Annotated in this window: 13 protein-coding genes; 10 read left to right on the forward strand and 3 right to left on the reverse strand. The window is 67.2% G+C overall.

Translation table 11 applies throughout. The features are described 5' to 3' along the window. Positions 1-22: 22 nt before the first annotated feature. Complete coding sequence (locus tag AB3X99_RS08230) at positions 23-1,144, forward strand: LysR family transcriptional regulator (protein ID WP_368605489.1); 1,122 nt, start codon at positions 23-25, stop codon at positions 1,142-1,144. Between the two features lie 126 nt (positions 1,145-1,270). Here the strand turns inward: AB3X99_RS08230 and AB3X99_RS08235 are convergent, their stop codons facing one another. The 3 genes from AB3X99_RS08235 to gltS all read right to left on the reverse strand — a co-directional run bounded on the left by AB3X99_RS08235 (position 1,271) and on the right by gltS (position 4,360). Further along, positions 1,271-2,248: a 2-dehydropantoate 2-reductase gene (locus AB3X99_RS08235; RefSeq protein ID WP_069261634.1), complete on the reverse strand. Its 978-nt coding sequence runs from the start codon at positions 2,246-2,248 to the stop codon at positions 1,271-1,273. Between the two features lie 190 nt (positions 2,249-2,438). Further along, positions 2,439-3,059, reverse strand: coding sequence for a LysE family translocator (locus tag AB3X99_RS08240; protein WP_342946789.1), 621 nt, complete (start codon positions 3,057-3,059; stop codon positions 2,439-2,441). Between the two features lie 86 nt (positions 3,060-3,145). Then, positions 3,146-4,360 (reverse strand): sodium/glutamate symporter, encoded by a 1,215-nt coding sequence (gene gltS, locus AB3X99_RS08245; RefSeq protein ID WP_368616613.1) that lies wholly within the window; start codon positions 4,358-4,360, stop codon positions 3,146-3,148. Between the two features lie 257 nt (positions 4,361-4,617). Here gltS and AB3X99_RS08250 point away from each other — a divergent pair, with 257 nt between their 5' ends. The 9 genes from AB3X99_RS08250 to gndA all read left to right on the forward strand — a co-directional run bounded on the left by AB3X99_RS08250 (position 4,618) and on the right by gndA (position 13,031). Further along, a complete protein-coding gene (locus AB3X99_RS08250; RefSeq protein ID WP_368616614.1) occupies positions 4,618-6,027 on the forward strand; it encodes a DUF2252 domain-containing protein in 1,410 nt (469 codons plus the stop codon). Between the two features lie 119 nt (positions 6,028-6,146). Next, complete coding sequence (locus AB3X99_RS08255) at positions 6,147-7,040, forward strand: LysR family transcriptional regulator (protein ID WP_368616728.1); 894 nt, start codon at positions 6,147-6,149, stop codon at positions 7,038-7,040. A 180-nt stretch (positions 7,041-7,220) separates the two neighbouring features. After that, positions 7,221-8,162 (forward strand): transporter substrate-binding domain-containing protein, encoded by a 942-nt coding sequence (locus AB3X99_RS08260; RefSeq protein ID WP_368616729.1) that lies wholly within the window; start codon positions 7,221-7,223, stop codon positions 8,160-8,162. A 27-nt stretch (positions 8,163-8,189) separates the two neighbouring features. Then, entirely contained in the window at positions 8,190-8,954 is a 765-nt protein-coding gene (locus tag AB3X99_RS08265) for an SDR family oxidoreductase (RefSeq protein WP_368616615.1), read from the forward strand. 86 nt (positions 8,955-9,040) lie between these two features. After that, positions 9,041-9,301: an oxidoreductase-like domain-containing protein gene (locus AB3X99_RS08270; protein ID WP_368616616.1), complete on the forward strand. Its 261-nt coding sequence runs from the start codon at positions 9,041-9,043 to the stop codon at positions 9,299-9,301. Between the two features lie 21 nt (positions 9,302-9,322). Next, on the forward strand, positions 9,323-10,189 hold the full coding sequence (locus tag AB3X99_RS08275; protein ID WP_368616617.1) for an NAD-dependent protein deacetylase: 867 nt from the start codon (positions 9,323-9,325) through the stop codon (positions 10,187-10,189). Between the two features lie 28 nt (positions 10,190-10,217). After that, positions 10,218-10,835, forward strand: coding sequence for a pyridoxamine 5'-phosphate oxidase family protein (locus AB3X99_RS08280; RefSeq protein ID WP_342946783.1), 618 nt, complete (start codon positions 10,218-10,220; stop codon positions 10,833-10,835). Positions 10,836-10,882: 47 nt separating this feature from the next. Further along, on the forward strand, positions 10,883-11,497 hold the full coding sequence (locus AB3X99_RS08285) for a DUF938 domain-containing protein (RefSeq protein WP_368616618.1): 615 nt from the start codon (positions 10,883-10,885) through the stop codon (positions 11,495-11,497). Between the two features lie 121 nt (positions 11,498-11,618). After that, positions 11,619-13,031, forward strand: a complete 1,413-nt coding sequence (gene gndA / locus AB3X99_RS08290) for an NADP-dependent phosphogluconate dehydrogenase (RefSeq protein ID WP_368605441.1) — start codon at positions 11,619-11,621, stop codon at positions 13,029-13,031. Positions 13,032-13,071 lie beyond the last annotated feature (40 nt).

The raw sequence follows: 13,071 nt of genomic DNA on the forward strand, positions 1-13,071 counted from the left end.
GGCGCGCTGGCCCGCCATGTCGATGAACGTATCGCTCCAGCAGCTCAAGGTGTTCGTCGCGGTGGCGCGGGCGCGCAGCTTCACGCGCGCCGCGCGCGAGTTCGGGCTCACGCAGTCGGCGGTGAGCCGCTGCGTGCGCGAACTCGAGGAAGCGATCGAACTCAAGCTCTTCGACCGCACCACGCGCCAGGTCGAGCTCACGCTCGCGGGCAGCGGCTTCGAGCGACGCATCGGCCGCCTGCTCGACGAGATCGAGATGGCGCTCAACGAGGGCCGCGACGCGCACCAGGCGCATAGCGGCGTCGTGCTCGTGGCGAGCAACCCGGTGCTCTCGTCGACCTGGGTGCCCGCTGCGCTCGCGCGCTGTGCAGCGGCTTTTCCTTCGCTCACGCTGCAGTTGCAGGACTTGCCGCAGGCGGCCGTGCTGCAGGCGGTCGAGCAGGGCGAGGCCGATTTCGGCGTGATCGCGGAAAGCGTGCCGTTCGCGAGCGGCAACCTCGATGTGCAACCGCTCTCGGCCACGCCGCTTTGCGCGCTCTTGCCTGCCCACCATCCGCTTGCGCTACAGGGGGCGCTGCGATGGGACGATCTCGCGCGCGAACCGCTCGTCACGCTCAATCGTGACGCTGGCTGCCGCGGCGCGGTGATGCGTGCGCTGGACGGTCTGCGGCCTGAGGGGAGGCCGCTGCAGGAGTTCGCGCACGTGGCGGGCGTGGCGCGCATGGCGCAGCTCGGCATGGGCATCGGCGTGTTGCCGGTGTGCACGGATGGCGCGCGCGGGGGGCACGCGCAGCGTGCGGGCGACGTTGCGCACGCAACGTGTCACTGGCCCGTGCCTGCGGGGCCGTTCGTCACGCGTTTGCTGCATCCGGTCGTCAACGTGACGACGATGCTCGTGCGGCGTCGCCATCGTTCGCTACGGCCTTGTGCTCAGGCGGCGTGGTCGCAGTTCATGCCGGACGGGCCAGTCGCGGACGGTTCGGACCCGGAGACCTCATCGCCGGATAGCGAAGCGTTGCCGCAAACGTCCATCGACGGCTCGCCGATGCGTGGCTCGAACGGCACGCCGATGCGCGTCGCGTTGCGCGGCGCCGATACGCCGCCGCCGCTTCGGGTGACCCGCACCCACGCCCGCATCGAATAGCGCGCGTTTCTTCTTCTGCAAAGCAAAACGGATCGCTCGAAGCGATCCGTTTTTGTTTTTCCAGCACCACCAGAACCGGGGCGCAAAAAAAAGCGGCGCTCGCGCCGCCCTTCGCCGCGACTTACGTTACGCTGGCTGCATCGCCATCCGCTCACGCTGCTTGACCAATGCGAGCACGGTGTCGATGGCCGGCGTCGGCTCGCCAACCAGGCTACCCATTTCCTGCACGACGGTAATCAGCGGATCGATCTCCATCGGCCGGCCGGTTTCGAGGTCGACGAGCATCGAGGTCTTGTGCGCGCCTACTGCGCCCGCACCGTCGATGCGACGCTCAACGTCCACACGGAAGTTCACGCCGAAGCGCTCGGCAATGCGCTTGCCTTCGAGCATCATCGTGCGCGCTACGGCGCGCGTGGCCGGGTCGCTGGTGATGACGTCGAGCGTGGCGTGCGTGAGTGCGCTGATCGGGTTGAAGCAGAGATTGCCCCACAGCTTGAGCCAGATTTCGTCGCGGATGTTCTCGCGGATCGGCGCATCGAACCCGGCGGCCTCCATGGCTTCATGAAGCTGGACGATGCGCGGCGTGCGCTCGCCCGAAGGCTCGCCGATCGGAAATTTCTTGCCGTACACGTGGCGAATCACGCCAGGCGCGTCGATTTCGGCCGCCGGATAGAGCACGCAGCCAATCGCGCGCTCGGGCGTGAGACGGTTCCATTGCGCGCCGTCCGGGTCGATGCTTTCGAGGCGGGTACCCGCGAACTTGCCGCCATGCTGGTAGAAGTACCAGTAGGGAATGCCGTTGGTGCCCGTGACGATGGCCGTGTGCTTGCCGAGGAGCGGCTGCATCGCGTCGATCACGCCCGCCACCGAATGCGCCTTGAGCGTAATGATGACGACGTCCTGCACGCCCAGTTCGCGCGGATCGGACGTGCAGCGCACCTTCGCCACGTACTCTTCGCCGTCCATCAGCAGACGCGCGCCGTTCTCGCGCATGGCGGCCAGATGCGGGCCGCGAGCGACGAAGCTCACGTCGGCGCCTGCACGGGCGAGTTGCACGCCCATCATGCCTCCGATAGCGCCCGCTCCAAAGATGCAGATCTTCATGTTGAAACCCCAATGACGTTGAAAACCGCTTGTCCGCAGGGCGTTTCGCGAGCGATGGGGAAGCTGCCCGCTCGCCGCGCCCCCGGACGATGGTTTGAGCATAGGGGGCGCTGTCGATTAACGACAGTTAAAGTTTGTCGGGAAAATCATCAAGAGAAGCTTATGGATAAGGGGCGGCTGAGGAGGCTGTTCAGGCGCGCCGCACGAGCAGAAAACTCACCCCGATCAGACCGAGAAATGCACCGCAGGTGCGATTGAACCAGCGGCGCACGGTGGTGCGGGTGAGCCAGCGGCCGAGGTACATGCCGGCGAGCGAGTAGAGCGCGATGGCCACGCATTCGAGCACGAGAAAGCTCGCGCCGAGCACGCCGAACTGCGGTGCGATGGGCCTGGCGACATCGACGAATTGCGGCAGGAAAGCCGTGAAAACGAGAATCGCTTTGGGGTTGCCCGCCGCCACGAGGCATTCGCGCCATGCGAGACGCGCGAGCGAGGCGTCGCCATCCATGCTTTCGCCGATGGGGTTGGCGTCGCTGCGCCAGAGCTGTATGGCGAGCCACACGAGGTAAGCGGCGCCCGCAAGCTTGATGACGAAGAAGACCGCCTCGGAAGCGCGCAGCACCACGGCCAGACCCGTGGCCGCGAGCGCGATCATCGCGGCGAACGAAACGAGCCGGCCCGTGCCGCCGAGGAAGGCGCGCAGAAAACCGTGCCGCGCGGCCACATTGATCGAGAGGAGATTGTTCGGGCCTGGCGCCATATTCAGGGCGAAGCAGGCGGGCAGGAAGAAGAGCCAGGCGGTGAGGGACATGATGACGCTCGAAGAACGTTAGCGCCGTGCGCGGCGCGCCGTGAATCGGCACATTCTAGCGCGCCTCGCGCGGGCCACCAGGCCGCTCAATTGAAAATCGGCAGCATGAGAAAGAGCTTGATGGTGATGGCGTTGGCAATGTCGATGAAGAACGCGGCCACCATCGGCACCACGAGAAACGCCAGATGGGAATGGCCGAAGCGCGCCGTGACCGCCTGCATGTTCGCAATCGCCGTGGGCGTTGCACCGAGGCCGAAGCCGCAGTGCCCCGCCGTAAGCACGACAGCGTCGTAGTTCGCGCCCATCGCGCGGAACGTCACGAAGATCGCGTAGACCACCATGAGCAGTGTTTGCGCGGCGAGGATCGTGAACACCGGCAGCGCGAGCGCGGCGAGGTCCCACAGGCGCAGCGTCATGAGCGCCATGGCGAGAAAGAGCGCGAGGCTCACGTTGCCGATCAGCGCGACGGCGTGCTCGGCCACGGGCCGCCCGATGAGCGCGAGCCCGTTGGCGAGGAGCACGCCGACGAACAGCACGCACACGAAGGTCGGCAATTCGAACGCGGTGCCTGCGATCAGCCCGGAAAGCGCTTCGCCCACGGCGAGGCTGATGGCGATGAGCGTGAGCGTGTTGATGAACGCGCCCGGCGTGGTGGGCTGCTCGGCTTTCGGCTCCTCGAATGCGTAGGGATCGGGCGTTGCCGCGCCGCCGGCGCCAGGCGTATCGGCGCCCGCCTGTGCGCCGATGCGTTTCATGAGGTGCTGCGCAACGGGTCCGCCAAGAATGCCGCCCATGACCAGCCCGAAGGTGGCGCACGCAATGGCCGCTTCGGTCGCGGACTGCAGCCCGTGATGCTCGGTGAACACCGCACCCCATGCGGCGCCCGTGCCATGCCCGCCCGCGAGCGAGACCGAGCCGCCCAGCAGCCCGAACAGCGGATCGACGCCGAACGCCATGGCGAGTGCGATGCCCAACACGTTTTGCAGCACGAGCAGGACGACCACGACAGCGAGAAAGCGCACGAGTACCGGGCCGCCCTGTTTCAGGTTGGCGAGATTCGCATTGAGGCCGATCGTGGCGAAGAACGCTTGCATGAGCGGCGCCTGCAGCGAGGTGTCGAAGACCACGTCCGTGTGCGCGAAGCTGTGCAGGCCGAACACGATCAGCGCGGCGACGATGCCGCCTGCCACGGGTTCCGGTATCGTCCATTTGCGCAGGATCGGCACGGCGGCGACGAGCCACTGGCCGACCAGCAGCACGAGCGATGCGACGACGAGCGTTCCGTAGACTTTGACGTTCATGGCGGGTGTCCGGCGGGGCGATGAGAGGGCCAGGCTGGCGGCGCATCTTTCGCGCACGGTACACCAGGCGCCTGCGCGTTGCGCGCATGGTGCGCAGCCAGGCGCCGGTTCCGGCTGCGTTGCTTGCACGAAACGGGGCCCACGCTTAAATTGGCAGGCATTCTCAGGCGCAAAGCCGCCGCCCATGCAGGACGAATACCCCCGCATTTCCCCGTTCGCCACGATGGCGCGAGACCGTACAAGAACCGGAGAAGGTCATGAATGGGAGCACCGTTGCTGAACGCGAGGCGGCCGGGCGTGCCGCGCGCGAGCGCTCGAAACGTTCGAGCCACAAGGAAACCGGCACCATCAAGCGCGATCCGCTCGCCTTGCTGCGCGCGAGCAGCGAAGGCCGCGTGCCGAACCTCGTGCAACTGCGCTACGGGCGCATGGTCGTCTCGCCCTTCACGTTCTTCCGCGGCAGCGCGATCCTCCAGGCGCACGACCTCGCGGGTGTGCCTAACACCGGCATGACGATGGAGATTTGCGGCGACGCGCATCTGCTGAACTTCGGCGCCTTCGCTACGCCCGAGCGCCAGCTCGTCTTCGATCTCAACGACTTCGACGAGGTCGCGCCCGGCCCCTGGGAGTGGGACGTGAAGCGGCTCGTGGCGAGCTTCGTCGTGGCGGCGCGGCACATGCGCTACTCGCGCGGCGTGGCCGAGGAGCTGGTGATGACGGCGGTGACCAGCTATCGCGACCGGCTGCGCCAGTCCGCGGAGTACGGCGCACTCGATCTCTGGTACGACAAAATCACCTTCGACCGCATGGTCGAAACCGCGCTCACGCCCGAAGGCCGTCGCCTGATCCGGCGCGGCATGGAGAAGGCCGCGAACCGCACGCACGAGAATCTGCTCGAAAAGCTCGCGGAGCGCGACGGCGACCACTGGACGATTCACGACGCACCGCCCGCGCTCTTTCACGTGCACGGCGTCAACACGCTATTCGAACCCGAAGACGACTGGTTCGCGCTTGGCGACTGGCGCACGCTGATCGAGCCCATGTACGAGGCTTACGCGAAGACGCTCGCACCCGACCGGCGCGAACTGCTCGATCACTTCGCGATTCAGGACCTGGTGTTCAAGGTGGTGGGCGTGGGCAGCGTGGGCACGCGCTGCCTCGTGATGCTGCTCGTCGATCATCACGAGAAGCCGCTCTTCCTGCAGGTGAAAGAGGCGCGCCGCTCGGTCGTTTCGCAGTACTTCAAGTCGCCGTCGATCAAGCACGAAGGCGCGCGCGTCGTGCACGGCCAGCGGCTGCTGCAGGCCGCGAGCGATATCTTCCTCGGCTGGACCACGGGGCCCAACGGCCGTCATTTCTACGTGCGCCAGTTGCGCGACATGAAGCTCTCGGTCGATCTGCAGCTGCTCGACAGTCCCCTGCTCTGCGGCTATGCGCGTCTGTGCGGCTGGGCGCTCGCGCGTGCGCACGCGAAATCGGGCAGCGCCGCCATCGAAATCTCTTCGTACATCGGCCGCAGCGACCAGTTCGCGGAGGCGCTCACGGGCTACGCATTCAGCTATGCCGACCAGGTGGAGCGCGATTACGACGTGTTCCTCAAGGCCGCGCGCAGCGGCGCGATCGTCGCGCGCAGCGACGACGACATGGCCGCCGATTTCCGCGTATGAGCAAAGGCTGAGTCGAACCTGCAGGCCAAGGCCCAAGCGTGCTGCGGAACGCGCTATCCTTGCGCTTTTCTTTCATCGCGCCGCGCATGAGCCTCGTACGCATGCACGGCACGCGCCCCATGCGTCTACGTCATATCGAAGTCTTTCACGCGATCATGCGCACCGGCTCGCTGTCCAAGGCGGCCGAGCTGCTTTGCGTTTCGCAGCCCGCGGTCAGCAAGGTGCTCGCGCATGCGGAGCGCAGTGCGGGCCTCAAGCTCTTCAGCCGCGCGCACGGCCGCCTGCAGCCCACGCGCGAGGCCGAGTTGCTGTTCGCCGAAACGCAGAAGCTGCAATCGAACCTCGACAGCATTCGCGATCTCGCGCGCAATCTTGTGTTGCGTCCGCAAGGGCTGTTGCGCATCGGCTGTCTGCCGAGCCTCGGCATGAGCCTGATCCCTGCTGCCGTGCAGACGTTTCGCGCGGGCTATCCCGAGGTGTCGCTCAGGATCCAGACGCGCCACACCGCGGAACTGCTCAACGCGCTGCTCACACGCGAACTCGATCTGGGCGTCGCGCTCAATCCACCCACGCGGCCGGGCATTGCCGCGGTCGAACTGGCGCGCACGGCCGTGGTCTGCGTCGCGCCGCCCGACGACCCGACGCCGGAACACACGCCGCTCGCGTTGCGCGATCTGGTCGATGGCGAGTGGATCAGCATCGGCAACGTCGATCCGCTTGGCGAGGCGATCGGCAACCTGCTCGAAGCCGAAGGCGTGGACGACCGGCTCGCGGCCGTCGAGGCGCAGACGTGGCACGTCGCGCGCGCACTCGCGGCGCGCGGCATCGGCCGCGTGCTGCTCGACGAACTCAGCGCGCGCGGGGCGGGCGATCCGGTGTCGATCCGGCGCGTCGAACCGGCACTCACGGTCGGCGTGTTCGCGATGTGGCGCGAAGGCGGCATGGACTCGCAGGCAGGCAATGCGTTCGTGGAGGTGCTGCGCGGCTGTCTCGCCGCTACGTGCGCCGCGTGAGCGCCCGGACACGGGAGCCAAGGCCGCAAGACGCGAGCCGGCACGGGCGCCGGTACAATCGCGCGCAGAGGGGAGCGTTGCTGTGCGTGCGTTTCATGCGAACGAACGAGAGATCCAGTGGAGACACGGTTGAAGCGCGAGTCGAAGCCGTTGGGTATCGTCAGAAGGCTGTGCGGCCACATGCGCTACGTCGCGCTCGCGAGCGCCTGCGCGTTTGCAGGCGCGGTGCATGCCGACGAACTGGAAAGCCCCACGCTGCGCAAGATTCGCGACACCGGGACGATCGTCATCGGCGTGCGCGAGGCCACCGTGCCGTTTTCCTATATGGCCGGCGGCGAGCACGCAACGGGCTACTCGTACGAGATCACTCAGCGCATCGTGGAGAACGTGCGCGAGACGCTCAAGCTCCCCGAACTCCGCGTGCGCGAACTCGTCGTCACGCCGCAGAACCGCATCACGCTCGTGCAGAACGGCACGATCGACCTCGAGTGCAGCACCACGACGCATACGCGCGAGCGCGAGAACGACGTCGCGTTCTCCAACAGCATCTTCGAGTACGGCGTGCGCATGCTCGTGAAGCGCGGCTCGCCGGTCAAGGACTTCGGCGATCTCGCGGGCCGTACGGTGGTCACGACGGCGGGCACGTCGGAAGAGCGCCTGCTGCGCCGCTGGAACATGGACCGCGCGATGAACATGCGCATCGTCGTCGCGAAGACTCACGGCGACTGCGTCGAAGCCGTGCGCTCGGGACGCGCCGTTGCCTTCGTAATGGACGAGCCGCTGCTGCACGCCGCGCTCGCGACCGGCTACGTGGCGAGCGAAACGCCGGGCGCGCCGGTCGAGCAAAGCGCGCGTATCCGGAACGACGCGCACGCTTTCGCGATCGTCGGCAGGCCGGCCAGGTCGGAGGTGTACGGCTGCATGTTCCGGCGCGGCGACACGGCCTTCAAGCGCATTGCCGACGACACCATCGCGAAGATGGAGCGCTCGGGCGAGGCGCTCGCACTTTACCGACGCTGGTTCGAGGCGCCCATTCCGCCTGCGGGCGTGAACCTCGACTATCCGATCTCGGAGCCGATGAAGGCGCTTTTCGCCAATCCTAACGACCAGCCGCTCGATTGAAGGCTCAACCGAAAGAAAGAGGCAACGATGAGTGATACGCAACAACGCAAGATCGCACTGGTGACGGGCGCGGGCAGCGGCATTGGCCGCGCGTGCGCGCAAAAGCTGCTGGCCAGCGGCTTCGTCGTCGTTTTGGCAGGCCGGCGGCCCGCGCCGCTCGAAGCGCTCGAGGGCGAGGCCCGCGCGCGCGGGCAAGAAGCGCTGGCGGCGCCTTGCGACGTGACCGACGCGGCGGCCGTCGAGGCGCTCTTCGAGACGATCCGCACGCGCTACGGCCGGCTCGATCTGCTCTTCAACAACGCGGGCCGCAACGCGCCGGCCGTGGACATCGACGAGCTTTCCGTGGACGACTGGCGCGCCGTGGTCGATACGAACCTCACCGGTGTGTTCCTGTGCACGCGCGCGGCGTTCGGGCTCATGAAGCGGCAGACGCCGCGCGGCGGGCGCATCATCAACAACGGCTCGATTTCGGCGCACGCGCCGCGGCCGTTCAGCGCCGCCTACACGGCGACCAAGCACGCCATCACGGGCCTCACGAAAACCGTTTCGCTCGATGGCCGGCGCTACGACATCGCGTGCGGGCAGATCGACATCGGCAACGCGGCGACCGAGATGGCCGAGCGCATGGCGCGCGGCGTGCCGCAGGCGAACGGCGAAATCGCCGTCGAGCCGCTGATGGACGTGGAACTCGTGGCCGACGCGCTGCTGCACATGGCGCAACTGCCGCTCGAAGCGAACGTCCAGTTCATGACGATCATGGCGACGAAGATGCCGTTCGTAGGGCGCGGCTGAGCGCGCAGGCCGGGCGGGCGCTGTCGCACGCTCGGCCGCCGCGTCCCGTATACTGGCTGCTGAACCACCACGACGCCCGAGCGCCCATGCCTTTGCCCCCGCGTCCGGACGACGATCCGCGCCCCCAGCCGCCCGTATGCCCCGATAACGACGACTGCTGCCATAGCGGCTGCGACCCCTGCATCTTCGATCTGTACGACGAGGAGTTCGGCCGCTACCGCGCAGCGCTGGCCGCGTGGGAAGCGCGCGAAGCGGAACGGCAGGCGCAGGCGAAAGCCCCGCGCAAGCATCCCGCAAAGCCGGCTTCGCCAACGGCCGTGCCGTCGGGCGGCAAGCCCTCGCGCTGAACTGCATTGCTGCCTGCCGCCATGACCGAATCCATCCTCGTTCCCAACGCTCCCATCCTCGACGCCGCCGCCCTCGACGCGCTGCAGGCGTTCGTCGAGCGCCATCCGCGCCTGTTCGTGCTGACGGGCGCGGGCATCAGCACAGATTCGGGCATTCCGGGCTACCGCGACGAGAACGGCGCCTGGAAGCGCTCGCCGCCCATCACGCTGCAGGAATTCCTCGGCTCCGAGAGCATGCGGCGCCGCTACTGGGCGCGCAGCCTGATCGGCTGGCCCACGGTGGGTCTCGCGCAGCCCAATGGCGCGCACCACGCGCTCGCGCGCCTCGGTGCGGCGGGCTACGCGCGCACGCTCGTTACGCAGAACGTGGACGGCCTGCATCAGCGCGCGGGCAGCCGCGACGTGATCGAGCTGCACGGCAGCATCGCGCACGTGCATTGCCTCGACTGCGGCGCGCAGTATACGCGCGCCTCGATCCAGCCGGAACTCGAGGCGCGCAACCCGGCCATCGTGGGCGCGAGCGCGGAACCCGCCGCCGACGGCGACGCCCATCTCGACTTCGACGGCGCGAACGCCTTCCACGTGCCCGCGTGCGCCGCGTGCGGCGGCACGCTCAAGCCTTCGGTGGTCTTCTTCGGCGAGAACGTGCCGCGCGAGCGCGTGGCGAGCGCCTCGAACGCGCTCGACGAGGCCGACGCCGTGCTCGTAGTCGGCTCCTCGCTGATGGTGTATTCGGGCTACCGCTTCTGCGCCTGGGCGCAGCAGCGCGGCAAACCCGTGGCCGCGATCAACATGGGCAAGACGCGCGCCGACCCGCTCCTCGCCCTCAAACTCGAAGCCCCCTGCGCCGCCGTGCTCGACGCGCTGGGCGCGCGCCTCGTCCCCTGACACTCCACGACCTCACGGAACCGACGACATGCTGACCACGCTAGCCGAACTCGAAGCGCACTACGGCACGCCGCACGAACGCGCGTTGCGCAAGGAAATCGATCACGTCAACGCGGATTACCGGCGCTTCATCGAAAGCTCGCCGTTCGTCGTGCTCGCCACGGGCGGCCCGGATGGCCTCGACTGCTCGCCGCGCGGCGATGCACCCGGCTTCGTGCGCATTCTCGACGAGCACACGCTCGCGTTGCCCGACCGGCCCGGCAACAATCGCGTGGACAGTCTGCGCAACGTGGTCGCTTCGTCGCAGGTGGGGCTGCTGTTCATGGTGCCGGGCGTGGGCGAGATGCTGCGCGTGAACGGGCGTGGCCGCGTGAGTACCGACCCCGCGCTCCTCGCGAGCTTCGCCGTGGATGGCAAGCCGCCGCGCTCGGTGCTCGTGATCGACGTGGAAAGCGTGTACTTCCATTGCTCCAAGGCCATCGTGCGCTCGAAGCTGTGGGACCCGTCGCACCACGTCGAACGCTCGCACCTGCCGAGCGCGGGCGAGATGCTACGCCGCGTGAATGAGGAGCAATATGGCGAGACCTTCGACGCCGAGACTTACGAAGCCGGTCTCGCCGAGCGCATCAAGACCACGCTGTACTGAGTGAACGCCGACTGAACTTCAACCAAACGCCGAAAGACCGCAAGACGATGAACGAACCGCAAGCCGTCCAACGCCTGTCCGCGCCCGCCGCCGAGCGCAACGCCGCGCCGATCCTGGAGGTGCTGCGCGGCGCGCTGCCTGCGCGGGGCACCGTGCTCGAAATCGCGAGCGGCACCGGCCAGCATGCCGTCCACTTCGCGGCCGCGTTTCCTGACCTCGCGTGGCAGCCGAGCGACGCCGACGCGCGCGCCCGCGCCTCGATCGAGGCCTGGCGCGAGCACTCGGGTCTCGCCAACCTGCGTGCGCCGCTCGATCTCGACGTGTGCCGCGAGCCCTGGCCGATCGACGGTGTGGACGCCATCGTCTGCATCAACATGATTCACATCGCGCCGTGGGAAGCGGCGCAGGCGCTCATGAAAGGCGCGGGCGCGCGCGTTGCTACGGGCGGAGCGCTCGTGCTCTACGGGCCGTACCGGCGCGAAGGCGCGCACACGGCGCCGAGCAACGAGGCCTTCGACGCCGACTTGCGCGCGCGCGACCCGTCCTGGGGCGTGCGCGACATGGAGGAAGTGGAGGCGCTGGCGCAGGCGCGAGGCTTCACATGCGAAGCGCGCGTGCCGATGCCCGCGAACAATTTCAGCCTGGTGTTCCGAAAACAGTAAGCGAGGTCGGCAAACGTCCGGCGCGCATGCGCGCGTTCGCGCAGCGCCGCTACGTTTCCCTTATGCTTGCACGGTTGGCGCCCCGTTGCGGCGCCGTCAATGAATGAAGTGGAGAAACAACATGAGCAAACAGCCAATCGGCGTTGTAGGTCTGGCCGTGATGGGTAGCAATCTGGCGCTCAACATCGAAAGCCGCGGCCACGCGGTCTCGGTGTTCAATCGCAGCCGCGCCCGAACCGACGAGCTGATCGCCGAGTATCCGGATCGCAAGCTCGTGCCGGCGTACACGCTCGAAGAGTTCGTGGATTCGCTGGAAAAGCCGCGCCGCATTCTGATGATGGTGAAGGCCGGCGCGCCCACCGACGACACCATCGCCGCGCTCAAGCCGCTGCTGGAGAAGGGCGACATCCTGATCGACGGCGGCAATACGCACTTCACCGACACTATCCGCCGCAACCAGGAACTCGCGAAGTCGGGCCTGCACTTCATCGGCACGGGCGTGTCGGGCGGCGAGGAAGGCGCGCTCAAGGGTCCGTCGATCATGCCGGGCGGCCAGCGCGATGCTTACGATCTGGTTGCACCGATCCTCACTGAAATCGCCGCGAAGGCGCCGACGGACGGCGAGCCGTGCGTGGCCTACATGGGCCCGGACGGCGCGGGCCATTTCGTGAAGATGGTGCACAACGGCATCGAATACGGCGACATGCAGCTGATCGCCGAAAGCTACGCGGTGCTCAAGCAGGTGCTCGGCCTCTCGAACGAAGAACTGGGCAAGGTCTACACCGAATGGAATGAAGGCGAGCTCGACAGCTATCTGATCGAGATCACCTCGAAGATCTTCGGCAAGAAGGACGAGGAAACCGGCAAGGATCTCGTCGACGTGATTCTCGACCGCGCCGCACAAAAGGGCACCGGCAAGTGGACGAGCCAAAATGCGCTGGATATCGGCGCGCCGCTGCCGCTCATCACCGAAGCCGTGTTCGCGCGCGTGCTCTCGTCGCTCAAGACGCAGCGCGTGGCCGCGAGCAAGGTGCTTTCGGGCCCGGACGCGAAGCCGTTCTCGGGCGAGCGCAAGGCGTTCATCGAGTCGGTGCGCCGCGCGCTGTATTTCTCGAAGGTGATTTCGTACGCGCAAGGCTTCTCGCAACTGCGCATGGCTTCCGACGAGTACAAGTGGGACCTGCAATACGGCACGATCGCCAAGATCTTCCGGGCGGGCTGCATCATCCGCGCGCGCTTCCTGCAGAAGATCACGGACGCCTACGCGAAGGACCCTCAGCTCGATAACCTTCTGCTCGATCCCTATTTCCGTGACATCGCGGCCAACTATCAGTCGGCGCTCCGCGACGTGGTGATCCAGGCGGTAAGCGCGGGCGTGCCGGTGCCGGCGTTCTCGTCGGCCATTGCGTACTTCGACGGCTACCGCTCGGAGCGCGTGCCCGCCAACCTCGTGCAGGCACAGCGCGACTTCTTCGGCGCACACACGTTCGAGCGCATCGACAAGCCGGGCAGCTTCCACGCGGACTGGTCGTAAGGTCGCAAGACAGAAGGCCGCATTGTCGTTGCGGTCTTTG

The sequence above is a fragment of the Paraburkholderia sp. BR10882 genome (assembly GCF_040948855.1).
Taxonomy (GTDB): Bacteria; Pseudomonadota; Gammaproteobacteria; order Burkholderiales; family Burkholderiaceae; genus Paraburkholderia; species Paraburkholderia nodosa_A.